This is a genomic window from Buttiauxella agrestis ATCC 33320, from assembly GCF_000735355.1.
Taxonomy (GTDB): Bacteria; Pseudomonadota; Gammaproteobacteria; order Enterobacterales; family Enterobacteriaceae; genus Buttiauxella; species Buttiauxella agrestis.
Map to the genome: position 1 here is coordinate 1 of NZ_JMPI01000061.1, position 26,738 is coordinate 26,738.

The 26,738-nt window shown below is 52.8% G+C and carries 26 protein-coding genes and 1 pseudogene; 15 read left to right on the forward strand and 12 right to left on the reverse strand.

Annotated elements, in window-relative coordinates; translation table 11 throughout:
• Window positions 1–311: pseudogene (locus GBAG_RS17110) on the reverse strand (hypothetical protein); the annotation flags it as partial.
• 170 nt (window positions 312–481) lie between these two features.
• Between GBAG_RS17110 and GBAG_RS17115 the strand changes: the two are divergent.
• Window positions 482–1,027 carry a hypothetical protein gene (locus GBAG_RS17115; protein ID WP_246864889.1) on the forward strand — a complete coding sequence of 182 codons (546 nt, stop codon included), beginning with the start codon at window positions 482–484 and terminating at the stop codon, window positions 1,025–1,027.
• 118 nt (window positions 1,028–1,145) lie between these two features.
• On the opposite strand, the gene GBAG_RS17120 is transcribed toward GBAG_RS17115, so the two are convergent.
• Entirely contained in the window at window positions 1,146–2,177 is a 1,032-nt protein-coding gene (locus GBAG_RS17120; protein WP_034498500.1) for a LacI family DNA-binding transcriptional regulator, read from the reverse strand.
• 198 nt (window positions 2,178–2,375) lie between these two features.
• Here GBAG_RS17120 and GBAG_RS17125 point away from each other — a divergent pair, with 198 nt between their 5' ends.
• The 5 genes from GBAG_RS17125 to GBAG_RS17145 are packed head-to-tail and all read left to right on the forward strand — an operon-like array spanning window position 2,376 to window position 6,683.
• Complete coding sequence (locus GBAG_RS17125; protein WP_034498503.1) at window positions 2,376–4,124, forward strand: class I mannose-6-phosphate isomerase; 1,749 nt, start codon at window positions 2,376–2,378, stop codon at window positions 4,122–4,124.
• Window positions 4,125–4,126: 2 nt separating this feature from the next.
• The gene (locus GBAG_RS17130) at window positions 4,127–4,555 is read left to right on the forward strand and encodes a PTS sugar transporter subunit IIA (RefSeq protein WP_034498506.1); all 429 of its coding nucleotides are present in this window, start codon (window positions 4,127–4,129) and stop codon (window positions 4,553–4,555) included.
• A 9-nt stretch (window positions 4,556–4,564) separates the two neighbouring features.
• Window positions 4,565–5,059 carry a PTS sugar transporter subunit IIB gene (locus GBAG_RS17135; protein WP_034498509.1) on the forward strand — a complete coding sequence of 165 codons (495 nt, stop codon included), beginning with the start codon at window positions 4,565–4,567 and terminating at the stop codon, window positions 5,057–5,059.
• Between the two features lie 11 nt (window positions 5,060–5,070).
• Window positions 5,071–5,868, forward strand: a complete 798-nt coding sequence (locus GBAG_RS17140) for a PTS mannose/fructose/sorbose/N-acetylgalactosamine transporter subunit IIC (protein ID WP_034498512.1) — start codon at window positions 5,071–5,073, stop codon at window positions 5,866–5,868.
• Window positions 5,868–6,683 carry a PTS system mannose/fructose/sorbose family transporter subunit IID gene (locus GBAG_RS17145; RefSeq protein WP_034459364.1) on the forward strand — a complete coding sequence of 272 codons (816 nt, stop codon included), beginning with the start codon at window positions 5,868–5,870 and terminating at the stop codon, window positions 6,681–6,683. Before GBAG_RS17140 ends, GBAG_RS17145 begins: the two co-directional genes overlap by 1 nt.
• An 82-nt stretch (window positions 6,684–6,765) precedes the next feature.
• Here GBAG_RS17145 and GBAG_RS17150 read toward each other — a convergent pair whose 3' ends face one another.
• From GBAG_RS17150 to rihC, 3 genes are all read right to left on the reverse strand, one after another.
• Complete coding sequence (locus tag GBAG_RS17150; RefSeq protein ID WP_034498515.1) at window positions 6,766–7,548, reverse strand: glucose-6-phosphate isomerase family protein; 783 nt, start codon at window positions 7,546–7,548, stop codon at window positions 6,766–6,768.
• The gene (locus GBAG_RS17155; protein WP_034498517.1) at window positions 7,541–8,104 is read right to left on the reverse strand and encodes a glucose-6-phosphate isomerase family protein; all 564 of its coding nucleotides are present in this window, start codon (window positions 8,102–8,104) and stop codon (window positions 7,541–7,543) included. The genes GBAG_RS17150 and GBAG_RS17155 overlap by 8 nt, the downstream gene beginning before the upstream one ends.
• 103 nt (window positions 8,105–8,207) lie before the next feature.
• Window positions 8,208–9,125, reverse strand: a complete 918-nt coding sequence (gene rihC, locus GBAG_RS17160; RefSeq protein ID WP_034498520.1) for a ribonucleoside hydrolase RihC — start codon at window positions 9,123–9,125, stop codon at window positions 8,208–8,210.
• 100 nt (window positions 9,126–9,225) lie between these two features.
• Between rihC and GBAG_RS17165 the strand changes: the two genes are divergently transcribed.
• The 8 genes from GBAG_RS17165 (at window position 9,226) to GBAG_RS17200 (ending at window position 17,960) form a co-directional block, all read left to right on the forward strand.
• Entirely contained in the window at window positions 9,226–9,957 is a 732-nt protein-coding gene (locus GBAG_RS17165) for a FadR/GntR family transcriptional regulator (protein ID WP_034498522.1), read from the forward strand.
• A gap of 97 nt (window positions 9,958–10,054) precedes the next feature.
• Entirely contained in the window at window positions 10,055–10,957 is a 903-nt protein-coding gene (locus tag GBAG_RS17170; RefSeq protein ID WP_034498526.1) for a 2-dehydro-3-deoxygalactonokinase, read from the forward strand.
• Window positions 10,954–11,601, forward strand: a complete 648-nt coding sequence (locus GBAG_RS17175) for a 2-dehydro-3-deoxy-6-phosphogalactonate aldolase (RefSeq protein ID WP_034498530.1) — start codon at window positions 10,954–10,956, stop codon at window positions 11,599–11,601. Before GBAG_RS17170 ends, GBAG_RS17175 begins: the two co-directional genes overlap by 4 nt.
• 104 nt (window positions 11,602–11,705) lie before the next feature.
• On the forward strand, window positions 11,706–13,121 hold the full coding sequence (locus tag GBAG_RS17180) for a sugar porter family MFS transporter (protein WP_034498532.1): 1,416 nt from the start codon (window positions 11,706–11,708) through the stop codon (window positions 13,119–13,121).
• Between the two features lie 29 nt (window positions 13,122–13,150).
• Entirely contained in the window at window positions 13,151–14,551 is a 1,401-nt protein-coding gene (locus GBAG_RS17185) for an MFS transporter (protein WP_051873746.1), read from the forward strand.
• Window positions 14,552–14,572: 21 nt separating this feature from the next.
• Window positions 14,573–16,279, forward strand: coding sequence for a dihydroxy-acid dehydratase (ilvD, locus tag GBAG_RS17190; RefSeq protein WP_034498535.1), 1,707 nt, complete (start codon window positions 14,573–14,575; stop codon window positions 16,277–16,279).
• Entirely contained in the window at window positions 16,279–17,181 is a 903-nt protein-coding gene (locus GBAG_RS17195; RefSeq protein WP_034498537.1) for a dihydrodipicolinate synthase family protein, read from the forward strand. The genes ilvD and GBAG_RS17195 overlap by 1 nt, the downstream gene beginning before the upstream one ends.
• Window positions 17,178–17,960: an SDR family NAD(P)-dependent oxidoreductase gene (locus tag GBAG_RS17200; protein ID WP_034498540.1), complete on the forward strand. Its 783-nt coding sequence runs from the start codon at window positions 17,178–17,180 to the stop codon at window positions 17,958–17,960. Before GBAG_RS17195 ends, GBAG_RS17200 begins: the two co-directional genes overlap by 4 nt.
• Window positions 17,961–18,030: 70 nt before the next feature.
• Here GBAG_RS17200 and ispH read toward each other — a convergent pair whose 3' ends face one another.
• Genes ispH through ribF form a run of 5 tightly spaced genes read right to left on the reverse strand, consistent with a single transcriptional unit; the run spans window position 18,031 to window position 23,716 of the window.
• Complete coding sequence (ispH, locus tag GBAG_RS17205; RefSeq protein ID WP_034498543.1) at window positions 18,031–18,978, reverse strand: 4-hydroxy-3-methylbut-2-enyl diphosphate reductase; 948 nt, start codon at window positions 18,976–18,978, stop codon at window positions 18,031–18,033.
• On the reverse strand, window positions 18,959–19,429 hold the full coding sequence (fkpB, locus tag GBAG_RS17210) for an FKBP-type peptidyl-prolyl cis-trans isomerase (protein ID WP_034498546.1): 471 nt from the start codon (window positions 19,427–19,429) through the stop codon (window positions 18,959–18,961). Before fkpB ends, ispH begins: the two co-directional genes overlap by 20 nt.
• A 3-nt stretch (window positions 19,430–19,432) precedes the next feature.
• Window positions 19,433–19,939, reverse strand: coding sequence for a signal peptidase II (gene lspA / locus GBAG_RS17215; RefSeq protein WP_034498549.1), 507 nt, complete (start codon window positions 19,937–19,939; stop codon window positions 19,433–19,435).
• A complete protein-coding gene (gene ileS, locus GBAG_RS17220; RefSeq protein ID WP_034498551.1) occupies window positions 19,939–22,755 on the reverse strand; it encodes an isoleucine--tRNA ligase in 2,817 nt (938 codons plus the stop codon). The genes lspA and ileS overlap by 1 nt, the downstream gene beginning before the upstream one ends.
• 28 nt (window positions 22,756–22,783) lie before the next feature.
• Window positions 22,784–23,716, reverse strand: coding sequence for a bifunctional riboflavin kinase/FAD synthetase (ribF, locus tag GBAG_RS17225; protein WP_034498554.1), 933 nt, complete (start codon window positions 23,714–23,716; stop codon window positions 22,784–22,786).
• A 326-nt stretch (window positions 23,717–24,042) separates the two neighbouring features.
• On the opposite strand from ribF, the gene rpsT reads away from it, so the two are divergent.
• The gene (gene rpsT / locus GBAG_RS17230) at window positions 24,043–24,306 is read left to right on the forward strand and encodes a 30S ribosomal protein S20 (protein ID WP_034459390.1); all 264 of its coding nucleotides are present in this window, start codon (window positions 24,043–24,045) and stop codon (window positions 24,304–24,306) included.
• 74 nt (window positions 24,307–24,380) lie between these two features.
• Here rpsT and nhaR read toward each other — a convergent pair whose 3' ends face one another.
• Both nhaR and nhaA read right to left on the reverse strand, forming a co-directional pair.
• The gene (nhaR, locus tag GBAG_RS17235) at window positions 24,381–25,274 is read right to left on the reverse strand and encodes a transcriptional activator NhaR (protein WP_034498557.1); all 894 of its coding nucleotides are present in this window, start codon (window positions 25,272–25,274) and stop codon (window positions 24,381–24,383) included.
• Window positions 25,275–25,339: 65 nt separating this feature from the next.
• Window positions 25,340–26,518 (reverse strand): Na+/H+ antiporter NhaA, encoded by a 1,179-nt coding sequence (gene nhaA / locus GBAG_RS17240; protein WP_034498560.1) that lies wholly within the window; start codon window positions 26,516–26,518, stop codon window positions 25,340–25,342.
• Between the last annotated feature and the right edge of the window lie 220 nt (window positions 26,519–26,738).

A 26,738-nucleotide genomic window follows, 5' to 3' on the forward strand; every position in this document is an offset into this window, starting at 1 on the left:
AGGTAATCCCGGTTTATCCGGTAAGCCACCACCTCACCGTCCACCATACAGCGTACGGCTTGCTCCCCCTGATACGGTACCGGAAAGTCCACAGCCTCATTCATCGCCTGACCACTGAGCGCACACCACGGCGTGGTGGTATCGGTGATATGTAACCCGCTATGCCACATCCCGTTACGCCCGATAAGCCAGTGGCCGCTGTACTCTCCTTCCAGGTGCGCCAGCACCTCTTCAAGGTTACCGAACTCACCGTTCCGGTTGTTTTTCGGTACCGGCCAGCAAATGGCGGGAAGCTGTTCCCTGTCTGTCATGATGATGACTCCCTGCGTTATTTTGTTTTTCTAAAACCATAATATTCGCAGGGAGTTAACCCCAATGGGAGCAAAATTTATGCACGTTTTGTTTCAGAAATGAAATTGAAGAGTCGCCATAAAACCACAACAATGAAAGGAGTATTCATACACAAATCAGGAAAATAGAAATGCATGGAGCTTCATTTACACACAATCCGGCATGGCTAACCATTAAATGGTTAGCCTCATTTTTTATGCTGGCTTTTTTTTCAATGCAGAGTTCGGCTTCTGACAGTTTACCCAAGGGGCGGGATTATCCTGTTGAGCATATTTACAGCGGAAAACCGGCTGAACATTTAGACAGGTCAGATGAATTCACCAACATGTTCCGCACTCGTTTTAAAGAAGCGATTCAGGGAGATGTAGTTTTTGCCGGCGAATACGCTCGGGTTGGATGGGGATGTGGCGGATCTGGTTGCAATACAACCGCATTTATCAACAAACGAACCGGACGAGCACTGAATCATTCATTCATGGTTTATTACGTTGGTGATGATGAAAATCCAACCCCTGTAGGGGAGGAAATTCTTTATATCAATAAAAACAGCAGGCTTCTGGTGACATACGAGACAGACGATACTCCCGATAGCAGCTTCTATAATTATTACGCCCTGAATAAAAACGCGCTTACCCTCATCCGAAAAGTCAAAGATACAAACACAAAAGTCCCGTGATAACAAAGAGGTGATGTAATCAACGTAAACCTGTCCTGGAACACAACAAATTTATAAATTTAAACTCATATCATTACGTTATTAGCATACGTTTTCGTTTCATTGGGCTTCAAACCCCTCAACGCACCTGCGGCTTGAAGTATGACGGGTATCCGCAAGACTCCCGCACCACCAATGTAGGCGGGAGAATAATGCGTTTTGGCGGCTCATCGTTGCCCTGAATGCGGCTAAATAACAACTCCCCGGCTTTACGGCCAATCTCCTTGGCGGCCACCGAAACGGTGGTCAACGCAGGCTGAACCAAAGACGCCTCGGTAATATCGTCAAACCCGACCAGCGCAAAATCAACACCTGGCTGGCGGCCCATTTTGCGCAGAGTCTGCATCACGCCCAGCGCCACGATATCCTGATAACAGACCGCCGCCGTGATTTCCGGGTAATGCCGGAACAACTCCTCGGCCACACGTGCACCGTCACTTTGGCTGGCAAGAGAAGACACCACCCACTCGCTTTTCGGCTGAATGCGATGCTCGAGCAATTTGCTGCTGTAGCCGCCAATACGTTGCGCGCGGCTGATGGAATTTTCACTCCCACCAATAAACGCAATATGACGATGCCCCAGACGCAGCAGATGTTGTGTTGCCAGTTGGGTGCCAAGGAAGTTATCGGTGCCGACAAAATCGAAGTCCACGTCGTCCATCGGGCGCACCACCATAATCGCCGGAATGTTGCGCCGCTTCAGCGTTTCAAAAAACAGCGGCGGTGTTTCTCGTGCCGCGCACAACACCATGCCGCAGGCGTTATTGCGCATCAGAGAATCGACAAACTTTTGCTGCCGCTCACCGGATTCTTCGCTGTTTGCCAGAAAAAGCAGCAGATCGTGGCGCTCCATTTCCTGACTCAGACCGGCGGTCATTTCACCGTAAAACGGGTTGGTGATGTCATGGAGCAACAATCCAACCTGATTGCTGGTGCGGTTGCGCAAATTGGCCGCCGTTTGGTTATACACATAACCCAAATCATCCAGCGCTTTGAGCACGCGCTGGCGAGTGGCGTCAGAAATACGGCCCCGATTTCGCAACACCATTGAAACGGTAGCGGTTGAAACTTCAGCCTGTTTCGCGACCAGGGCAAGGGTGACAGTGCTCATTAGCACTCCTCAAAATTAAGCAATTCCACACAGATTAATCGAATAACCCAAAAATTGCATATCTCCATGTGAATGCCGTCACAGATAACTCAACTTTAAGCAACACCTTGTTAAAAATGGCGGGTTAATCGCGTTTACCACGCTGTTCAAAATGGGTTAATCGATTAATCTTAGTTCATCAGAAACAGGGAGAAGATTATGCATCCGGCATCATACGATAAGTATCCCGAAGTCCGCGTTTCGGGGTTTGAGCATCAGGCCTGGCAGGGTTGGCCCGCCATTAAACAAGCCGTGAGCGAACGGCTTTCCGCTTCGGGCAAAACGGTACTGGTGATTGACTGTTATCCCGGCGTTCAACTCGACGAACTGCACACGCAGCTCATTGAACAACTTAACCCGCAACACATTATCAACGCTGAATCCGCGCGTCTGTGTGAACAGCATCTGCATGATTTGCTGGCCCGCAATTTGACGGACGACCGGGTGTTCGGCGTGCTTTCCTGCCACGAACTCAGCGAGTTTTTCTGCCCGGACAAACTGGCGCAAGCACAGCGTGAAGCCGCAGAAACGACGTCTGGCCTGGTGGTGATTTACGGCCCAGGTGCTGCCTTAGTTCATCCGGGTGATGTGCTGATTTATGCCGATCTCGCTCGCTGGGAAATTCAGCAGCGTTTTCGCCGTGGAGAATTGGGCAACTGGGGGGCAGATAACGTTAATGAAGATATTCTGCGCCGCTATAAACGTGCCTTTTTCATTGAGTGGCGCGTGTTCGACCGCCATAAAACCCCGCTTCTCAAGCGCGCGGATTTCCTGCTCGATACCAATAATGCGCAACAACCGGCGATGGTGAACGGAGATGCGCTGCGTCATGGCCTACAACAAACCACGCAGCAACCGTTCCGCGTGGTGCCATTCTTCGACCCCGGTGTCTGGGGCGGGCAATGGATGAAAGACAAGTTTGATCTCGATCCCTCAAAGCCAAATTACGCTTGGTGTTTTGACTGTGTGCCCGAGGAGAACAGCCTGTTACTGCGTTTTGGTGATGTGCGGATCGAGATCCCCTCACAAGATCTGGTGTTGCTCTACCCGCGTCCGCTGCTTGGCGAGCGCGTCCACGCCCGATTTGGCGCAGAATTCCCGATCCGTTTCGACTTCCTCGATACCATCGGCGGGCAGAATTTGAGTTTCCAGGTTCACCCGATTACCGAATACATCCAGCAGCATTTCGGGATGCATTACACCCAGGATGAGAGCTATTACTTGCTGGAAGCCGAGCCGGGCGCAGAAGTCTATCTCGGTACAAAAACGGGGATCGACCCGCAGGAAATGCTCGACGATTTGGCCCGCGCCCAGCGTGGCGAAAAAGCGTTTGATGACGAGAAATTCGTTAACCGTTTCCAGGCGCGTAAACACGATCACTTCCTGATACCGGCAGGCACCGTGCACTGTTCCGGATCGGGAGCCATGGTGCTGGAGATCAGCGCGACACCGTATATTTTCACCTTCAAATTATGGGACTGGGGACGACTGGGGCTGGACGGTCTGCCGCGCCCGGTGCATCTGGACCACGGCGCACAAGTCATTGACTGGCAACGCGATACCCAATGGGTAAGCGAGCACCTGGTTAACCATTTTGAACCGATTGCCGAAGGCGATGGCTGGCGCGAGGAGCGCACCGGCCTGCATGAACGCGAGTTTATTGAAACGCGTCGCCACTGGTTTACACAGCCCGTCACACACCACACGCACGGCGGCGTGAATGTCCTGAATCTGGTGGAAGGCGACGAGGCGCTGGTTGAAAGCCCGAGCGGCGCGTTCGAGCCGTTTGTGGTGCATTACGCCGAAACCTTCATCATTCCTGCTGCCGTCGGGGAATACCGAATTTCACCGTATGGACGGAGTGCAGGTCAGCAACTCGCCACCATGAAAGCCTGGGTAAGGGGTTAATTATGATCAACGTCATTCTGGCAACACACGGCACGCTGGCGGAAGCCCTGCTGGCAAGTTCACGCATGGTCTACGGTGAATTGCCGCATGTATTCCCGGTCATGCTCACGGAAAACAAAGGCATTAATAGCTTTGGCGATGAGTTTGCGGCGGTGTTGAAACAAGCCAGCAAAGAGGCTGATGGCGTCGTGGTACTGTGCGATCTGCAAAGCGGCACGCCGTGGAATATCGCCTGCCACTACGCCTTTAACCCTGATACGCAACCGCCGGTCACTGTACTGGGGGGCGTCAACTTCCCCATGGTGCTGTTAAGCGATGAGATAAAAGATCTCGCGGATATCGAACAGGCCACCGCACAACTGCTTGCAAACACCCAGGACACGCTGGTGCAGGCAACGCTTGCTGAAACTACGCAGTCAGATGATTTTTAAGGGGCAACGATGAGCATTTCATTTGTACGAATCGACGACCGCGTGATCCACGGCCAGCTCGTCACTCGCTGGGCAAAAGAGCTGCCGTGCGATGGGATTATTGCCATCGACGATGCGGTCGCCGCCGATCCTTTACTTTCTTCGGTGATGAAAGGCGCGGTTCAGGACATCAAAGTCTGGCTGTTTGACACCGCCACGGCCATCGAAAAACTGCCAAAAATCATCGCCAGCGAGAAGCATTACTTCGTGATTGGCAAATCACCCGTCACGTTAAAGCGCATCGAAGAAGCAGGTATCAGCCTGCAAAACAGCAATAAAAAAATCAACGTCGGCCCGATGAGCGCACGAGCCACAACCACCACCATTGGCCCTAATCAATCTGTGAATCCGGAAGAGAGTGCTGCGTTCGACTACCTCTTGCTGCGCGGGCATCAGATTGAATTTCGTCTGGTGCCCGATGCCAGCAGTTATAGCTGGCAGGACGCTCGCCAAAAACTCAAATAAAGGAGTGCAATATGGCTTTTGAAGCGGCTTTGATCGGCATTCTCTGTTACCTCGGTGCGTTAAGTAGCCCATGGCTGCTGGGGCTAACCGGCGGCTGGTATTTGATTACCCGCCCATTAGTTTCAGGGATGCTGGTAGGTTTCATTCTCGGCGATGTGCAGACCGGGATTATCATCGGCGTGGCGGTTCAGGCCGTATATATCGCGATGGTAACCCCCGGTGGCTCAATGCCTGCGGATCTCAACTTTGTAGCTTTCCCGGCTATCGCACTGGGTATTCTTTCCAACAAAGGCCCGGAAGTGGCCGTGGCGCTGGCGGCCACTATCGGTATTGCAGGCACCGTATTGTTTAACGCCATGATGGTGCTCAATTCCTGGTGGAACCACCGCGCAGATCTGGCGCTGGAAAAAGGCGACGAGCGTGGCGTGTATCTCAACAGCGCTATCTGGCCGCAGGCGACCAATTTCCTGATGCGTTTTATTCCGACGTTTATCGCGGTCTATTTCGGCGCGCAGTACATCAACGCCTTTATGGACAGCCTGCCGCACATCGTGCTTTCGACGATGAACGTGCTCGGCGGCATTCTGCCAGCGGTGGGCATCGCGATTCTGCTTAAACAAATCATCAAAAATTACAGCATGTTGATTTACTTCCTGGTGGGGTTTATCTGCATCGTTTTCCTGAAACTGAACATGGTGGCGCTGGTCATCGTCGGCGCATTGCTGGCCCTGATTCACTACAACTACAAACCTGAGCCGCAGGCTGAACGTGCAGCCTCCACGCCCGCTGATGATGAGGATGAATTCTGATGGAAGAACGTAAACTCACTCGCCAGGATCTGCGCCGCTGCTGGCGCAGTTGGATGATGTACAACCTTTCGTCCATGAGCTTTGAGCGTCTTGAATCATTCGGCTTTTGTTTGAGTATGTTGCCGGTGGCGAAAAAGCTGTATCCCGATGACGAACAGCGCAAAGAGATGCTTAAACGCCACGCCTCGTTCTATAACACCGAGCCACAGCTTGGGGCGATTGTGAACGGCATGGTGCTGGGGCTGGAAGAGAAACGCGCCAATGGTGAACCGATTGACGGCGAAACCATCAACACCCTGAAAGTCGGCCTGATGGGGCCAGTGGCAGGGATTGGCGATTCGATGATTCCGGGCATGCTGATCCCAATTTTGCTCAGTATCGGCATGGCGCTGGCTGCAGGCGGGAATATCCTCGGGCCACTGTTTTATTGCGTGGCGTGGCTGGCGATTATCATTCCCGGCTCGTGGTTCCTGTTCCTGAAAGGCTACCGCATGGGGTCGACGTCGGTTGAGATGCTGGTCAGCAGTAAATCGACGCGCCTGCGTGAAGCGCTATCGTTATTAGGCGTGTTCGTGATGGGCGGCGTGGCGGCAAGCTACGTGAAGCTCGGCACCGGGCTTGAATTTGTCACCAAAGATGGCGTGAATATTCATGTGCAGCAGATGCTGGACGGAATTTTCCCTAATCTGCTGCCGCTGCTGGTGGTGATTGGCACCTGGTATTTGATGGCGAAACGCGGCGTGTCACCGGTGAAAGCGATGCTGTTGCTACTGGTGCTGGCGGCAGTTGGCGTGGCGGTGGGGTTATTTTCTTAGTTGTATGCCCTCACCCCGACCCTCTCCCCCAGGAGAGGGAGAAAATCGAGTTAATTCCCTCTCCCTCAGGGTGAGGGTTGTTTTAAGGATGAAACCCCACCCACTTCTGCCCGACTATCCCCGGCTTCGAAATAAACTGAAACCGCGCGGGATCATCAATAAACTGCTGATACAACGGCTCCTCGGTTATCCCAAACTCGGTATACTGGCGCGGTGAAGTCACCTGCAAACGCCCCGGCATGTAGCTGCGGTTGTGCTGCCAGGCAATATGCTCGTCTTGCAATAGCGGATACCATGCCAGCCCTTTGTAGGCGCGAACTGCATCGTATTCAAAACCGTATTCGCGGTCGCACCAGGCACCAAACGTCAGCGGTTCATCCGGCGAAGCTGAAATCGTGGCGTGCGCCCAACCCGGCGGCACTAGCACTTTCTCGCCAGGCCCGGCGCAAACCGCAAAGCAACGCCCCGGATCGTCCGCCACATACTCCTGCATGTAGATAATCGCTTTGCCCTGCCAGATTTCATACAGCTCAGGCGGCGACCAACCGCTGTGGCTGCTGATACGGTGAATGTGGCCCTGGCTGCGAATCGGCTCGTCTCCCAGGCGGCCAGAAGCGTAAGTCACCACGCCAAATAACAGCATGCGTTTCTTCAGTTCTTCTCTGTCCTGCAAACGCGCCACATCCATCACGATCGCGTACACATCCTCCGGCCCGTTGCACGAGGGATCGCGCAACGAGGCGCGGATCTGATCGAGTTTACGGATCTCCGGCACCGGGCCGATCACCTCTTCGCCGTAGCTAAACCCCATCGGCTGGTGGTGGATCTTCATATCCAACCCAAAATTCAGGTGCTGATCAGCCATTTTGCACCTCTTTTGCCTGGATTTTGTCGTCCTGCAAAACCACTCGCAGCGCAAAGCCTTGCGCCAACGCCGCGTAATCATGCCCGGCAATGGTTGGCCAAACGGCGAGTGTAGAGAGAACTTCGCTGCCGGTGTTAATCAGGCGGTGCGCTGTAGCACCTGGAATGATATGCACTGACCCCGTAGAAACCTGCTCAAGCCGGGCTTTACCCTGCTCGTCTTGCAGCAGCAACAAGCCCGTTCCGCGCAAGCCAATATACACTTCGCCTTGTTCACGTCGTTGGTGGAAATGGCCACGCGTCATATAAAACTCATCGCCAACACGCCCCGGATTGAGGTGCGTGGTGCCAACAAAAAGCTCACCTTCCCCTTGCGCAGATTGCAGCATTTCAACCTGATAGATGGGTGTATTAGCAGGTAGCGCAAGCCATGCGGCTTCGTCGTGAAAGACGCCCACAAGATCGCCACTGTGTGTGGTTTTATTAATGATATTTTCAGCCGTGAAATGGCCGTTCTGGAATGCCACGCCCGGTGGCATGATGACAGGTATATTCATTTTGTTTCTCCGGCCCAAGGAGAACTGCTTAATCAGCATAGCAGGTTAATCGATTAACCCTATGGTCAGGCCGAAGAAACTCGATCTACGTCGCGTTATATATTTAAGGTGCTAGTGCCAGGACTTCTGCAACCCATGTCTGAAAACCGGCAACATCGAGATCCAACGCCACATGGGCGTTTGGCTCGCGCTGATAACGCCCTTCAATATCCACAACCGTGGTGCCTGCAGTAAATTCACCGTGAGTTTCGACTGCCACAAAACACGGTTGAGTCTGGAATAATTCCGGTTTTACCAGCCAGGCGATGGCGCACAGATCGTGCATGCGTAAACCCGTCGCCATGCTGCCGCTGCGGTAATGGCTAAACAGCGCATGCAGCATTTTCCCGGTTTGGTTGAGTTCTGACAGCGTTGCCAGATATTCAGGACTCAGCAGCGCCTGGTTGGTGACGTCGAGGCCGCACATCACAATTTCCAGGCCACTTTCAAATACGCGCGCACCCGCCTCAGGATCGATAGCGATATTAAACTCGGCATTTGGCGTGAAGTTGCCGCGCCCTGCCGATCCGCCCATGATCACCAGGCGTTTGATCTTCGCTTTACAGCCAGGATATTGGGTGAGCAACAGCGCAATATTTGTCAGCGGGCCGATCGCCACCAGCGTGACGGGTTCAGGGCTGGCATTTAAACAATCATAAATCGCCTGAAAAGCGGGTTTATCCAGCGGCTGACGTTGATGCTCCACAAACGCATAACCTTCCATGCCAGACTCGCCGTGCACATAAGCCGCATCGCGTAATTTACGCACCAGTGGCGTAGCAGCCCCCTGCGCAACGGGAATATCCTTCTGCCAAAAGTGCATCAATTGCAAGGCGTTGCGGGTAGTTTTCTCGACGCTGACATTGCCTGCGACCGTCGTCAGCAACTTTAAATCAAGCTGTGGGGCAAAGAGTGCGGCGGCAATGGCTACGGCGTCGTCGATGCCTGGGTCGGTATCGAGAATAATGGGAGTTGTGCTCATACGTTGCTCTCTTATCTTTTAAGGACATACGGTGCGAATACGGCGCGATTAGCTTACTATGTAGCTCATTTCCATGTTCAGACTCGACCGAGAAAGTGTAATGAAAGTCCCACAGACAAATATTTCAGAATCTGTCACCCAGCATCTTGCACGCCGGATAATGCATGGCGATCTCGCGCCGGGGCTTTCTTTACCAGGTGAAAATGAGCTGGCCGTGGAATATGAAGTCTCCCGCACCTCAGTGCGCAACGCCCTGCAAGTGCTTGCGGCAAAAGGGCTTATCTCGATTCAGGCCAAAAAACGCAGCACCGTGAATAGCCGCGAGCAGTGGAGCCTGCTGGATATTGACGTGCTCGGCTGGCTGGCTGAAGGTGAGCTCGACCTGAAACTGGTTGAGCAACTGATTGTAACGCGCCTGATTTTCGAGCCAAACGTGGCAACGCTTGCGGCGCTAAACGCTAACGGACACGATCTGGCGGCGATGGAGGATGCGTTACAGTTAATGCGCAAAGGCCAGCTCGAGGCGCAGCGCTCCCTGTTTGAAGAAGGCGATATGGCCTTTCACCATGCCTTATTACGCGCCACGCATAACCCCTTTCTTTTAGCCCTCGGTAACGCGCTTTCTGCGGCCATGGCGCTCTCGTTTAAACAAACCCTCGAAAAAGATGTGCGTCAGACCAAAGCCGCCGTCGATGAACACTACCAGTTATTCGATGCGATTCGCCTGAAACAGGTCGATAACGCGCGCCTTAAAATGCGCGATATTTTGCTCAATGCTGCCAAAAAACGTATCTGGCAAGATCGTCCGGAAATGTTCGACCACATTATTTGATCCTCATCTGACGTAATTTCGATCTCCCTCACACACTGTGGGTGTTTTTTGCTCTAGCATTCTTGTATTACAAGATTACATGGTTTGTATTACTTGAATGAAGACTCACTGGATTGCCATCGATTGGGGAACGACCAACTTCCGTGCATTTTTGATGCAGGGTTCAAAGCCAGTTTCCAGAATTAGCCAGCCTTGCGGATTGTTATCCGTCGAGAAAGATCAATTTGCGCCGACGCTGCAAGCCTTGCTGCAAACGTGGTTAGAAGAGTACGGCAACCTGCCGATTGTGATGGCGGGAATGGTCGGTTCGCAGCAGGGCTGGCATGAAGTGTCTTATGCGCCGCTCCCCTGTATGGCAAAAAATCTGGCTGCCCGCACGCTGGCTTTCACCACCCCCTGGGGCAGCACGGCGTGGATTATCCCAGGCGCTAACGGCAACAGTCCGTTCTCTCAACCCGACGTGATGCGCGGCGAGGAAGTGCAATTATTAGGCCTGGCATCACTGCACCCCGCCTACCAGCACACCGCATTACTGCCCGGTACGCACAGTAAACATGCGTATATGGTGAACGGTGAAATCACCTCGTTCGCCACGTTTATGACAGGCGAAATATTCTCGCTCCTCAGCCAGCATTCCATTCTTGGGCGGGCACTGCCTGAACAGCAGGAAGATGCAGATGCTTTCTTGTTGGGCGTGAAAACCGCTCAGCAAGGTGCGCCCTTCACCCACTTAATCTTCTCAGCCCGCACCCGCCGCCTGGCCGGTGAAATTGCTGAAACGAGCGTTCACAGTTATTTGTCCGGTTTAACTATTGGCTACGAATTGCAGGCACTTCCCACTGGGTTGCAGGCGTGGGTGGTTGGCAGCCCGGCTTTGACGGCTCGCTATCAGCTTGCGGCAGGCCCGTTGGATCTCAATCTCATCCCGGCGAATGGCGATGACTGCTTTATTCACGGCCTGTGGCATCTCTTTTGCCAACTTCAAGGAACCCCATCATGAACTCAGAAAATTTCATCGCCCAATGGCAAAAAGAGCCGTTACCACTGGTCGCTATTTTGCGCGGTATTACGCCGCAAGACGCCCTGGAAGCCGCGGAAATCCTACTCGACTGCGGATTTCGTTACCTTGAAGTACCGCTCAATAGCCCGAAACCGCTGGAGTCAATTTCCCTGATGCGAAAAGTGGTCGCCGAACGCGGCTACGTTGGCGCAGGAACCGTGCTGACAGTTGAGCAAGTTGATGCTGTCGCCGAATGCGGCGGGCAATTGATCATCTCCCCGAACTGCTGCCCGGAGGTGATCCGCTATACCCGCAAGCTCGGGCTTATCAGCATGCCGGGGATCATGACACCAAGCGAGGCGTTCAGCGCCATGGCAGCCGGGGCCAGCGCATTGAAACTGTTCCCCGCCGAACATATCAGCCCGGTGATAACCAAAGCCTTTCGCGCGGTGATCCCCGCAGAAGTGGCGTTACTTCCCGTTGGCGGCATTCAGCCCGATGCCGCGCAAATGCGCAGTTACATTCAGGCGGGTGCCAACGGTTTTGGCCTTGGCGGGGGGCTTTACCAGGCGGGGATGAGCATGGATTTGCTACACATGCGTGCGCAGGCTTATCAACACGCCTGGCGCGAGTGTGCGGAATAAATCATGGCGGCATTTATCAGCGGCAGCCTGCAAATCATTGGCGATTACCGCGCCCAGAGCCATCGATTCCTATTTTAAAAATTATAACTATTAAGGTCTTAACTATGAACCCTACAAAAACAAACAGGCAAACAATACTTGTTTGCCTTCTTGCCGCCCTCGCTGGATTGCTGTTTGGTCTGGATATGGGCGTTATCGCGGGTGCACTGCCATTTATTGCTAAAGAATTTGGTTTAAGCAGCCACCATCAAGAAATTGTGGTCAGCGTGATGATGTTTGGTGCCGCGTTTGGTGCCTTGTGTAGCGGCCCGATGTCATCTTCTCTGGGCCGTAAAAAGAGCCTGCTACTGGGTGCGGTGCTGTTTGTGATTGGCTCGATTGGCTGCGCGTTTGCACACAATGTTGAGATCCTCACGGTCTCCCGCTTTATCCTCGGCCTGGCGGTCGGCGTCGCCTCTTTTACTGCCCCGCTGTATCTCTCAGAAATCGCTCCGGAACGTATTCGTGGCAGCATGATTTCGCTTTATCAGCTGATGATCACCATCGGGATTCTGGTGGCGTTTCTCTCCGACACCGCACTGAGTGAAGGTGGACACTGGCGCTGGATGTTGGGTGTGATCACCTTCCCGGCGATTGTTCTGTTTATCGGTGTGTTAACACTGCCGGAAAGCCCGCGCTGGCTGGCGATGAAAGACAGACATGAACTGGCAGGAAAAGTGCTGAAACTGCTACGTAATTCCGACAAAGAAGCGCAGAACGAACTCAATCAGATCCGCGACAGTCTGAAGATGAAACAGCGCGGATGGCAGCTTTTCCGCCATAACTCGCATTTTCGCCGTTCCACCTATCTTGGCGTATTACTCCAGTTCATGCAGCAGTTCACCGGCATGACCGTCATCATGTATTACGCGCCGAAAATCTTCGAAATTGCCGGTTTCTCTACCACGCGTGAACAAATGTGGGGAACGGTGATTGCCGGGTTAACGAACGTGCTGGCGACCTTTATCGCTATCGCCCTGGTGGATCGTTGGGGGCGCAAACCTATCCTGAAATTAGGTTTCTCCGGCATGGCCATCTGCATGGGTATTCTCGGTTATATGTTCCATAGCGGGATATCAAACCCGACGGAGCAGTACGCCGCCGTTATCGTCCTGCTTATTTTCATCGTTGGTTTTGCCATGAGTGCAGGCCCGCTGATTTGGGTGCTGTGTTCCGAAATCCAACCGCTGGCCGGGCGCGATTTTGGTGTGACCTGTTCAACAATGGCGAACTGGATTGCCAATATGATCATTGGCGCGACCTTCCTGACACTCATCGACACCATCGGCAGTCCGAATACCTTCTGGCTTTACGGCGTGATGAACATCGTCTGCATCGTGCTGACGATCCTCTTTGTGCCTGAAACCAAAAATATTTCCCTCGAAAACATTGAACGTAATTTGATGCGTGGCGAACCGCTGCGTCTTATTGGCCAGCAAATTTTCAAGGCAACACGCCCGGGTACCGCCGCGGCGAAATAACAATAAATCTCACCTCTGGAGCAGACAAAATGCAGAAAACTCTGGGCAACAATCCCACCGCTGCGGTGGAAGAATCAAAGGTCTACAGCAAGATAACGCGACGCCTGATCCCGTTTTTGATCTTGTGTTATTTCTTCGCTTATCTGGATCGCGTTAATGTCGGTTTCGCCAAACTCCACATGCAGGATGCGCTGAACTTTAGCGACACCGTATATGGGCTGGGAGCGGGCATCTTCTTTATCGGCTACTTCCTGTTTGAGATGCCGAGCAACCTGCTGATGCAACGCTTCGGGCCATGCTTCTGGATTGCGCGCATTATGGCAACCTGGGCGGTGCTTTCGGCTGGCATGATGTTTGTCACCACCCCGTCGCAATTTTACATCGTGCGTTTCTTGCTCGGTGTGGCGGAAGCCGGTTTCTTCCCTGGCATCGTGTTCTATCTCACGCTGTGGTTCCCGTCGTGGCGCTCCGCTCGCACACTGGGTCTGTTTATTCTGGTGACGCCGCTTTCGACCATTATCGGCAGCCCGCTTTCCGGCCTGATCCTTAAACTTTTTGAAGGCGTTGGCAGCCTGCACAACTGGCAGTGGCTGTTCCTGGTTGAAGCGATTCCCTCTTTCCTGCTCGCTTTTGTGGTGCTGCGTTATCTCGATAACGATGTGAAATCGGCCAAATGGTTAACTGATACCGAAAAACAGGTCGTCATTAACGACCTGGCAAAAGATGCCGCCAACCGTGAGCGTGCCAATAAAGGCAAAGTAGACTCCAGCCTGAAAGGGATGTTGAAAAACGGCTATGTCTGGCTGCTGGCAGTCGTGTTCTTTAGTTTCAACATTGGCTACTACGGCATCAACTTCTGGCTGCCGTCGATCATCAAATCCTCCGGCGTCAGCGACGATTTCCATATCGGCCTGCTCGCGGCACTGCCGTATGTCTTCGGTGCCTGTTTTATGGTGTGGAACAGTCGCCATTCTGATTTGAAACAAGAACGCCGTTGGCACATCGCCATTCCCGCCATGATTGGCTGCGTGGGCCTGGCACTGAGTGCTTATTGCAGCGGGTCTACCTTCTGGATGATGGCGTGGATTTGCGTGGCAATGTCCGGCACCCTGGCATTGATTCCAACCTATATCAGCCTGCCTGGCGCTTTGCTTTCCGGCACAGCTGCTGCCGCAGGTATCGCGTTTGTTAACTCCATCGGCAACCTGGCCGGGTTCTTTGGCCCAACGGTTCTTGGCTGGCTGAAAGATACCACCGGACGCACCGACACGGGCTTATATATTCTCGCCGCCTTCTTGCTGTTGTGCGCCCCGCTCATTCTCACTTTGCCTGCCCGGCTGGCAAACCCGAAGAAAGTTATCGCTGTACCCGAACAGTCAACTGAGCGCTCTGACGCTGCTCAACATATCAACGCGACAATCGATCGCTAACGTTTAGAAGAGATAAAAACTATGAGTGGATGTGGCGGATGTGCCAGCTGTGGCACGCATTTCAACCCGATCCTCGAAGGTGACGATGGTGCACTGAAACGTGCGCTGTACAAATCAATGGGTCATACCGATGAACAATTGCGCAAACCTGTCATTGCAGTGGTTAACAGCTACACCAATGCAACGGCGGGCCATGCCAACCTCAATGAGCTGACCGCTAAAGTGCTCGAAGGCATTGAAGAGGCAGGCGGCGTGGGCATGGTGTTTGGCACTATCGCACCGTGCGACGGCATTGCCGAAGGGCATTTGGGGATGCGCTATATCCTCGCCGCCCGCGAAGTGATTACCGCATCGATTGAAGTGATGATGCGCGCCCACCGTTTTGACGGCATGGTGTTACTCGGCTCGTGCGACAAAATCGTTCCGGCGATGTTAATGGCCGCGGCACGCCTGGATATCCCGGCGATTATGGTTAACGGCGGGCCGATGTATCCGGCTGAATACAAAGGCAAACACTGGGACGGCAATATCGTTACCGAAGCCATCGGCTGGAAAAAACGCGGTGAAATCAGCGAAGAAGAGTTCGCGCATATTGAAAATATCGCCGAACCTGGCCCTGGCTCCTGCACCATGTATGGCACCGCGAACACCATGTGCTGTATTGGCGAAGTGCTGGGCATGAGTTTGCCGGGCAGCAGCACGCTACCTGCCGTGTCGCAAGAGCGCCGTGATTGTGCAGTAGAAACCGGCCGCCAGTCGGTAGAGCTGGTGCTCAATGGCGTGAACGCGCGCCAAATTATTACCCGGGAGTCCATCCATAATGCGATGGTTTATCTGCTGGCAACGGGCGGCTCAACCAACGCGATCCTTCACCTTCAGGCCATTTATTACGAAGCAGAATTGGGCCACCTGCCGCTATCAGCGTTTGATGAACTGAGCCATAAAGTCCCGTTAGTCGCGTCGCTGTATCCGGCTTCCGAGCATGACATGATTGATTTCTGGGAAGCGGGTGGCGTGCAGGCTGTAGAGGTTGAAATCAGCAAGCTGATGCATCTGGATGCGCTGACTGTAGCCGGCAAAACCAAAGCCGAACTGATTGCCGAAACAAAACCGAGTTGCCGCCCGGAAGTGATTCACACGCTGGCGATTCCTGTGCGAAATGAAGCGGGCGTTGCCGTGCTGCACGGTAATCTTTCGCCACTCGGATGCGTGGTGAAACCGGCTGCCGTACCGGAAAACCTGATGGTATTCCGTGGCCCTGCGGTGGTGTTCAACAGCGAGCTGGAATCCGTAGAAGCGATTATGTCCGGTCAAATTCAGCCGGGCAGCGTGCTGGTGCTACGCTACGAAGGGCCGAAAGGCGGGCCTGGCATGCCGGAAATGTATAAGCCGATGAAATCGCTGGAAGGCATGGGGCTTTCTGATACTTGCGCCCTGATCACCGATGGGCGTTTTTCTGGCTCCAACCGTGGTTTGTTCGTGGGCCATATTTCGCCAGAGGCGGTAGACGGCGGTGAACTGGGGCTGGTGGAAAATGGCGATGAAATCTCGATTGATATTCCTTCGCGCACCCTGACGCTGCACGTAGCCGAGGCCGAACTGGCTACGCGTCGTGAAAACTGGCAGCCGGTCGATAAAGAAGTCCCGCGCGGTTTCCTGCGTTTGTATCGCCGTTGGGCGCTACCTGCCGCCCAAGGTGCGGTGCTGGCCGACCGGGAGGAAGACTGATGACTAAGCACTATACGGCGCAAGACATTGGTGGTGTGAATCCGATTACCGCAATGCCGTTTACCGCTGGCGGCGAGATTGATGAAGTGAGTTTTGTGCGTCTGCTGGAGCATCTTTCCGCCAGCGGCGCGCAAGGCACCACGCTGTTTGGCATCGCCAGTGAATTCCCGAAATTACATGACCAGGAACGCGATCGACTGGCGCAAATGTTTGTCAGCACTCTGGCAGGTAGCCCGCTTTATCGGGCGATGTCAGTGACCGATCACAGCACCGAGCTGGCAGTCAAACGCGCGCGTTACTACGCCAGGTTGGGTGTGGATGCGCTAATGCTGTTGCCACCGTTCTTTCTCAGCCCTAATCCACAGGCGATTCAGGAGCATATTTTTGCCGTGCTGGAAGCGGTAGATATTCCGGTGATGGTGCAGTATGCGCCGGGCGAAACCGGCCTGGCGATTACGCCAGAACAACTGGCGGCTGTCGCGGCGCGATATCCGCATGCGGTGTTCAAAATCGAGTGTAACCCGCCAGTCGACTACACCTGCGATTTCCTGAGACTGGCTCCGCAGGCCAGCGTGCTCAACGGCTATGCGGGTTTATATATGCTGCAAATGCTGGCGGCAGGCGGAAAAGGTGTGATGCCGGGCTGTTCGTTTACCGACGTTTATGTGCGGATTTATCAGCACTGGCAGCGGGGCGAAACGGCCCAGGCCGAGGCGTTGCATCAGGCACTATTACCGTATATCCAGCGCTGGATGACGCATTGCGAATACATCATTCAGGTTGAGAAAACGATTCTGAAACGACGGGGAATTATCGCAACGGATTATTGCCGCAAGCCTGGCTGGCCGCTTTCCTCAGACGATAGTCAGCTTATCGATCATTTCATCAGGGACTTATTATGAAAACCCAACAATCTGCACGCGTTGTGATTGTTACCGGAACCAGTCAGGGGATCGGCCAGGCCATTGCACAGACTTTTTTGAATAATGGCGACATCGTTATCGGTTGTGCGTTTTCTGCATTAGAAAAAGCACCCAATGCCCGGAAGATGCTGGGTGAATATCCCGATCGTTATTTCTATTTTTCCGTCGACGTCACCAAAACGGAATCTATTAAGCAGTTCGTTATTGATGCCGAAAAGCTGTTTGGTCGCATTGATGTCGTGATTTCTAACGCGGGCAAAAACGTATTCAAAGGCATCGACTGTGAAGAGAGTGACTGGTCACATAACTTCGATTTGAATTTACGATCCCACTGGTTCCTGGCGAAATGCGCCCGCCCGGCGCTGCGCAAAAGCAACGGGGTGATTATTGTTATTACCTCGAATCACGCATTTTCGACTATGCCGGGCTGTGCGCCGTATAACATCAGTAAGCGGGCGCTATTGTCGCTGGTGCAAAGCCTGACTATCGAATGGGGACCAGAAATCCGAACCGTGGGTATCGCGCCTGGCTTTATTGATACAGATGGCAACCAGGTGTGGTTCGACTCGCATGCTGATGGAAAAATGGCACGCGAGAAAACCATCAAAAAGCACCCGGTTGGGCGCATTGGCCGTTCAGATGAAGTTGGCGATCTTTGCCTGTTTTTATCCAGTGATAAAGCCGGGTTTATTGCCGGGACAACGATTGTGATGGATGGCGGGCGAAGCGCGATTATGCAGGATGAGGAAGACGCCTGAGTTTCTGGCAAAGAAAAATGGGGAGCCTAAGCTCCCCATTTAAAACGGATGACGGTATTGCTTATGCGCCCTACACTTCTTTCACATCCATACGCAGTTCACGCGGCACTTCGAAGATAATATTTTCTTCGCGCCCGACCAACTCGCGGGTTTCGCTGCCGCCTAACTCACGCAGGCGAGCCAGAACGTTTTGCACCAGGATATCTGGCGCGGACGCTCCTGCCGTAACACCAACACATGCCACATCTTTAACCCAGGATTCCTGGATATCCATCGCATCATCAATCAGATATGCGGCTTTGCCCATGCGTTGTGCAAGCTCTGCCAGACGGTTGGAGTTGGATGAGTTCTTCGAACCAACGACCAACACCACGTCAGCTTCATCTGCCAACGCACGTACAGCTTCCTGACGGTTAGTCGTTGCGTAGCAAATGTCGTCTTTACGTGGGCCGATGATTTTCGGGAAGCGTTTACGCAGCGCGTCAATCACGTCGGAAGTGTCATCAACAGAAAGCGTGGTTTGCGTCATAAACGAAAGTTTTCCTTCGTTTTTCACATCCAGCTTGCTGACATCTTCCGGTGATTCAACCAGGTACATGCCGCCTTTCGGGTTGCTATACTGGCCCATGGTGCCTTCCACTTCCGGATGACCGGCGTGGCCAATCAGAATGGATTCTTCACCACGACGGCTGGCGCGAGCCACTTCCATATGCACTTTAGTCACCAACGGGCACGTCGCATCAAACACCGTTAAATCACGGCCTTTCGCTTCGTTACGCACCGCCTGGGAAACACCATGTGCCGAGAAAATCAGAATTGCGCCATCCGGCACTTCACTGATCTGCTCGATGAAAATCGCTCCACGTTCACGTAGGCTATCAACCACGTAGCGGTTATGCACCACTTCGTGACGGACATAAATCGGCGCGCCGTAAATAGCCAGCGCGTTTTCAACAATGCTGATAGCGCGGTCTACCCCGGCACAAAAGCCGCGTGGGTTAGCCAACAGGATCTGCATTCAACGCCTCCAGTACCGGGTCAATTTCCAGTACTTCGATATCGAAATGAATGGTTTGCCCGGCAAGTGGGTGGTTAAAATCAACGGTGATGGAATCGCCGTTAACTTCACGCACCACGCCTGGCATCTCGCTGCCATCCATTCCTGTGAACAGCATAATGGCACCCGGCACCGGTTCGCCCGCGTCAATAAATTCACGACGCGAGAAATACTGGATCATGTCCGGGCTTGGAATACCAAACGCGGATTCAGGTGCCAGAGAGAACGCTTTTTTGTCCCCTGCTTTCAAACCGACTAGCTGGTCTTCCATGCCTGGCGACAGTGTTTCATCGCCCAGCGTGAAGAGTGCCGGTTTGCCGTTGTTGCGGGTCGACTCGGCAGTGGAGCCATCTTCGAGTTTCAGCGTGAAATGCACGAAAACTCTGCTATTGGCCTGGATAGACTCAGCCATGGATTACCCTTTTTGCTTAGCGGGCTTGTCGGAGGAGACAAAGAACCCCTCCAGCACAATCAGCGCCGCGCCGATACAGATTGCCGTATCGGCCAGATTAAACGTGGCGAAGTGCCAGTCGCCGACATAGAAATCAATCATGTCGACCACAAAACCGTGCCATAAACGGTCAAACAAGTTGCCGAGTGCGCCGCCAATGATTAAAGCATAGGCGATATTATTCAGCTTCTGCGTCGCTTTAGCGCGATACATCAGCACCGCCAGAATCACGCAGATACCAATGGCGATACCCGCGAAGAACCAGCGCTGCCAGCCGCCTTTATCCGCAAGGAAACTAAACGCGGCACCGTAGTTACGGGCATAGTGCAGATTCAGCGACGGGAACAGCGATACGGTGTCCCCCAGCATGAAATGCTGGAGGATCAGGTATTTGCTGCCCAGATCGACAATCAGGACTACGACCACCAGCCACAGCCAGCGCAGACCAGTCGAACTAATCAATTTACTCATCAGGCAAATTTACGCTTTTCGCCGTCACCGGCAATGTTAGTTACACAGCGGCCACAGATTTCTGCGTGTTCCGCTACCTGGCCAACGTCAGTGGTGTAATGCCAGCAACGCGGGCACTTCTCACCGTCAGCTTTACGCAGTGCAACTTTCAACCCTTTAAGGATTTCGCTTTGCTGCGCGTCTTCAGTTGCTTGCGCATAATCGACAACTTCGCTACCTGAGGTCAACAGGACAAATCGCAATTCCTCGCCCAGGCTGTTGAGCTTCGCTGCCAGTTCGCTGTCAGCGTATAAAGTCACAGCTGCTTCCAGAGAACCGCCCACACGCTTGTCAGCACGCGCTTGTTCGATGACTTTGTTGACTTCGCCACGCACGGTTAACAGGGTGTCCCAGTAATCGTTGTTCATGGTTTCGCTATCAGCCAGGCCGAACAAACCTTCGTACCATTCGCCGGTGAAGACATATTTCTCGCGCTCACCTGGCAGGTAAGCCCAGATTTCATCAGCAGTGAAGGACATGATCGGTGCCATCCAGCGAACCAGCGCTTCGGCAATGTGGTACAGAGCAGTCTGGCAGCTACGACGCGCCACGCTGTCTGACTTCGCGGTGTACTGGCGGTCTTTAATGATGTCGAGATAGAACGAGCCCATTTCGATGGAGCAGAAACGCATCAGGCGTTGCACCACTTCATGGAAGTCGTAGTTTTCGTAAGCTGCAAGGATATCGGCCTGTGCTTCTTGCGCACAACCTACCGCCCAGCGATCCAGTTTCACCATCTCTTCTGGTTTCACCATATCGGTTTCTGGATTGAAGCCGTTCAGGTTCGCCAGCAGGAAGCGTGCGGTGTTACGGATACGACGATAAGCGTCGGCAGCACGTTTCAGGATTTCGTCAGAAACCGCCATTTCGCCGGTGTAATCGGTCGATGCCACCCACAGACGCAGGATATCCGCGCCCAGTTTGTTCATCACGTCTTGCGGAGAAACGGTGTTACCGATGGATTTAGACATTTTGCGGCCCTGACCATCAACGGTGAAACCGTGTGTCAGTACCTGGCGGTATGGCGCTTTGCCTTTCATCGCCGTCGAAATCATCAGGGAAGACATGAACCAGCCGCGATGCTGATCCGAACCTTCCAGATACATATCTGCTGCATGGCCGCTGAACTCTGGGCGCACATCAACAACAGATGAATGTGTTGAACCGGAGTCGAACCACACGTCCAGGGTGTCTGGCACTTTGGTGTAGTTGTCAGCGTCATCACCCATGATGTCGCGCGGGTCGAGATCCCACCACGCCTGGATGCCGTCTTGCTCCACGCGTTTAGCGACTTCTTCCATCAGCTCCAGCGTGCGCGGGTGCAGCTCTTCGGTGTCTTTGTGTACGAACATGGACATTGGCACGCCCCACGTACGCTGACGAGAGATACACCAGTCCGGGCGGTTCGCCACCATAGATTCGATACGCGCCTGGCCCCAGTCAGGGATCCATTGCACGCCTTTGATCTCTTTCAGAGACTGCGCGCGCAGGCCTTTTTGATCCATGCTGATGAACCATTGCGGCGTTGCACGGAAGATGATTGGCGTTTTGTGACGCCAGCAGTGCGGGTAGCTGTGCAGCAGTTTTTCAACATGCAGCAGAACGCCTTTATCTCGCAGGATATTGACGATCAGGTCGTTCGCTTTGAACACCTGAACGCCGTCCAGACCTTCATACGTACCTGGCAGGTAGCAACCGTCCGGGCCAACCGGGTTGGCGATTTCCAGATTGTATTTCTGGCTGATCACATAGTCGTCAGGGCCGTGGCCGCCAGCGGTATGAACCGCACCGGTACCGGCTTCCAGCGTAACGTGGTCGCCAAGAATAGCTGGCACGTCGAAATCTAAGAACGGGTGTTTGTAGCGGGTCAGCTCAAGGTCTGCACCTTTGGCAGTACCCAGAACGGTCCAATCGGTGATAGCCGCGCTCTTCATTACGCCTTCGAGCAAATCTTTGGCGACAATCAGCGCCTGACCGTCAACCTGAACCAGCACGTATTCGAATTCGGCATTCAGAGAAACCGCACGGTTTGCTGGCAGAGTCCACGGAGTGGTCGTCCAGATAACCATTGAAACTGGGCCGTTAACTTGTGTTACACCAAACTTCGCTTTGACCGCGTCGGCATCAACAGCCTTGAAGTTCACAAAGATGGATGGAGACGTTTTGTCGTAATACTCAACTTCCGCTTCAGCCAATGCTGAACGGCAGTCAACACACCAGTGCACAGGCTTAGCGCCTTTATGCAGGTGGCCGTTACCGACGATTTTACCCAGCGCACGGATGATGTTCGCTTCGGTTTTGAAATCCATGGTCAGGTACGGACGTGACCAGTCGCCCAGCACACCCAGACGGATGAAGTCTTCGCGCTGCCCATCAACCTGCTCAGCGGCGTATTTACGGCACGCGGCACGGAATTCAGCGGCAGACACTTTCTCACCAGGCTTACCGATAAGCTGCTCTACTTTCAGCTCGATTGGCAGGCCGTGGCAGTCCCAACCCGGAACGTATGGGGAGTCAAAACCGCTCAGTCCTTTGGACTTCACGATAATGTCTTTCAGAATCTTGTTAACTGAGTGACCAATGTGAATGCTGCCGTTCGCGTATGGAGGGCCATCATGCAGAATGAAGGATTTTTTGCCTTTCTTTGCATTACGGATGATGCCGTACAGGTCATCATCATTCCAGCGAGCCAGCATGCCCGGTTCGCGTTTGGCGAGATCGCCACGCATCGGGAACCCTGTTTCCGGTAAATTCAGGGTAGATTTAAAGTCACTCATTAGATTCTCGGTTCCGTAGTTAGCTTGCTCAGGTATTGGGCCCAAAAAATTCGCGGGCGGTTACCACATCTTTGGCGATTTGCGCTTTCAGTTCATCAAGCGAAGCAAACCGTTGTTCATTTCGTATTTTTTTACGTAGCACCACATCAATATGGTGCCCATATAAGTCCATTACAACGTCCAGCAAATGGACTTCCAGCTGTTGGCGCAGGCCCGCCACCGTTGGACGAGTACCAATATTGGCAACACCAGGCAGCAGTTTATCGCCAAGGCCTGCGACTTCTACCGCAAACACCCCTTTCACCGGGGAAACCTGACGACGAAGCGGTAAATTCGCCGTTGGGAAACCAATGGTTCTTCCGAGTTCATCACCATGGACAACGCGCCCGGAGATGATAAACGGATGACCCAGTAAACTTTCAGCCAGCGCTAAGTCGTCCTCGGCCAGAGCCTGACGCACCGCTGTGCTGCTAATTCGCACGCCGCCTTCACAGAAAGTTTGCGTACTGGTGACGTCAAAGCCGTATTCCAGGCCAGCCTTCTGTAATAACAAGAAATCCCCCTGGCGACCAGCACCAAAGCGGAAATCATCACCTACCGCGAGGAATTTTACCCCGAGGCGGTCGACCAGCAGATCGCTGACGAAGTTTTGCGCGGTGAATGCAGCAAAGCGACGGTCAAATCGCACGCACAACACGTAGTCCACTCCACACTCGGCCAGATAACGCAGCTTTTCGCGCAGCCTTGTCAGACGCGCTGGAGCTTTATCACCCGCAAAAAGCTCAAGCGGTTGCGGCTCAAAGATCATGACCATCACCGGCAGATTGCGCGCACGTCCTTCCGCACACAGCCCTTTTAACAGGGACTTGTGGCCTCGATGAACGCCGTCGAAATTCCCAATGGTGAGGACACACCCGTGGTGGTTCTGGCGTAAATTATGTATGCCGCGTATCAGCTTCATGGCTGGCTCAAGACAGTGGAAATCGGCGGATTATATCAATTACCACGGTGAAGGTTAACCGGCGATTGTACCCTTTGACATAAAGCATTAAGGATTTCATCGCGCTGGCGTCTGGTTTCTATATAGATGCGCATCACTGGACGATTTTTGTTGCTTAAAGCTGTATTCATGAGCATGAAGCTGGTAGAATCCGCGCCATCACAACGTAAGAGGCTCCGGAAATTTAACGGCGCTTATTTGCACAAATCCATTGACAAAAGAAGGCTAAGAGGGCATATTCCTCGGCCTTTGAATTGTCCACATAGATCATATTTGGGAGTTGGACCTTGGCTAATATCAAATCAGCTAAGAAACGTGCTGTACAGTCTGAAAAGGCTCGTAAGCACAACGCAAGCCGTCGCTCTATGATGCGTACTTTCATCAAGAAAGTATACGCAGCGATTGAAACTGGCGACAAAGCTGCTGCACAGAAAGCATTTAACGAAATGCAACCAATCGTGGATCGTCAGGCTAGCAAAGGTCTGATCCACAAAAACAAAGCTGCGCGTCATAAGGCTAACCTTGTAGCGCAAATCAACAAACTGGCTTAATCGCCAACTTGTTGTTAGCTTAAAAAAAACCGGCTTCTGCCGGTTTTTTTATATCTGAAATTTGAGCTTTTGAATCAAGCTTCTTTGAACAAAGCCGAATAATCCCTGTTACACACACGCTGCACCGCGGGGTGCTGAATCATTCGTTCAGCGAATATCGCGTGATATTCTTCCATCACATTCTCAACGCGCCCGATTTCGACAATGCTCTCATCTTTGTAAGTGTCTTCACCGTAAAGGGTTGGTGCGACAAATATCGCATTATGCGCCGCCCCAAAAGCCTTCATCAGTGCCGCATCATCAAACTCGCCGAGGATCTCAACATTCAGCCCCTGGCCATTAATCCAGTTGAGAATTTTGCGCCCTAGCATCGAACGACGCCCCGGAATCAGTAAGCGTCGGGTTTCCAGGCATGCAGGGAATGGCAAATCAGGCACCGGATTCTGGCTCCAGAAGCTAATTCCGCATTCGCCGATTTTCACCGAGAACAACCCTTCTTGCTGGGTCGAATCAATCGGGCAGTCAGAGATAATCATATCCAGCTTATGTTGGCTCAATTGTTCGAGCAGCATTTCGTGTGTCGATTCAAAGCAGCGCAGGTGAATTTGTTCATCCTCAACCACCGCGGCATCCAGCACGCCGCTGACCAGACGTTTTGATAACGCATCGGCAATACCCACATCAAAGAGCAGGCTCGACTCTTTGCGATAGTTGACGATATCCAGCATCTCCTGGCTTAGCGTAAACATGCGGTCTGCATAACGAAATACAAGCTGGCCCAGTTCAGAAGGAACTAAACCACGCCCCTGGCGACGGAACAGTTTGCCTTGCAGGCGTTCTTCTAATGCTTTGATTTGGCCGGTAATGGTTTGTGGCGTCAGATATAGAGCTTCTGCTGCACCTACGACAGAACCTTCTTTGCAAACGTGCCAGAAATAGTAGAGATGATTGTAATTTATGTGTGACATGCGTTGTTCGCTCCCTGATAAACCATCCATTTGCTAACGGCTCCCAAGGAGCCGTTAGTGGAATATTAATTATGTTTTAGTTGTGGGCTGAAACGACTTCTCAACATGCAGTAACCCACCACTGCTGAAAGCAGTGAGCCAAGCAGAATACCCAGTTTCGCCCAGGTAATAAGTGCCGGATCCGCGCCGTCGAATGCCAGCGACGCGATGAAAATCGACATCGTAAAGCCAATTCCGCACAGCACACCCACCGCCATAATCTCTTTGCAGGTTGTCCCTTCAGGCAAGGTTGCCAGTTTAAATTTCAGGGCAGCCCAGCAGAACAGGCTAATGCCCAGCGGCTTGCCGATAAACAGACCCGCCATAATCCCCATTGGCAACAGCGAGGTTAAGCCGGCAAAAGTTACACCGCTCAACGACACACCTGCATTGGCAAAAGCGAACAATGGGAGAATCAGGAACGCGACCCAAGGGTGAAGCACATGCTCCAGCTCTTTTGCCGGGGAACGCCCGTCTTTCTCTTTAAGCGGAATAAGGAAGCCAATGATGACCCCGGCAAGCGTTGCGTGTACACCTGATTTCAATACCGCAGTCCACAATACGACCCCCACCAGAATATACAAGCCGGTGCGACGAACGTTGCAGATGTTCAGTAATGCCAGGACCGCAATCGCCCCCGCAGCAACCGCCAGCGACAGAATTGAAAGGTCGCTGGTGTAGAACAAAGCGATGATAACAATCGCGCCCAGGTCATCGATAATCGCCAGCGCCATCAGGAACACTTTAAGTGCAACAGGTACACGGTTGCCCAGCAATGCCAGAATACCCAAAGCGAAAGCGATATCCGTCGCAGCCGGGATCGCCCAGCCCTCACGGGTGATTGGGTCCTGGAAGTTAAACAGTAAATAAATTGCCGCCGGAACAACCATGCCGCCCAACGCCGCAATTACCGGGAACGACGCCTGACGCATGCTGGCAAGCGAGCCGCTCACCATTTCACGCTTCACTTCCAGACCAATCATCAGGAAGAAGATGGCCATCAGTGCATCATTCACCCATAACAACAGGTTTTTACTGATATCCAGAGAACCGATACGGACTTCTACCGGTGTGTTCAAAAACGATTGATATAACTCGCTGGTGGAACCCAGATTAGCAAGAACCATTGCCAGAACTGCGGCAAGGATCAAAAAGATGCCGCTTGAGGCATCGCTATGGAAAAAGCATTTTAGTTTTTTAGTCATTCTGTCATCCCGGTTTTTCAACTGCCTTAAATCATTTAGGGCTTTAATATGTATTAAGCATAGCCTGTCTAATACATCGAGAAAAGTAGATTATATAGCATCAAAGAATCGGAAATAACGAACTGTATTACTTGTAGAATTAATACATTTTTAGCGCATAAAAAAGCCTGAATCAAAAAACAAACGATTCAGGCTTTTGTACTGCTGAAAGGAAATGGGG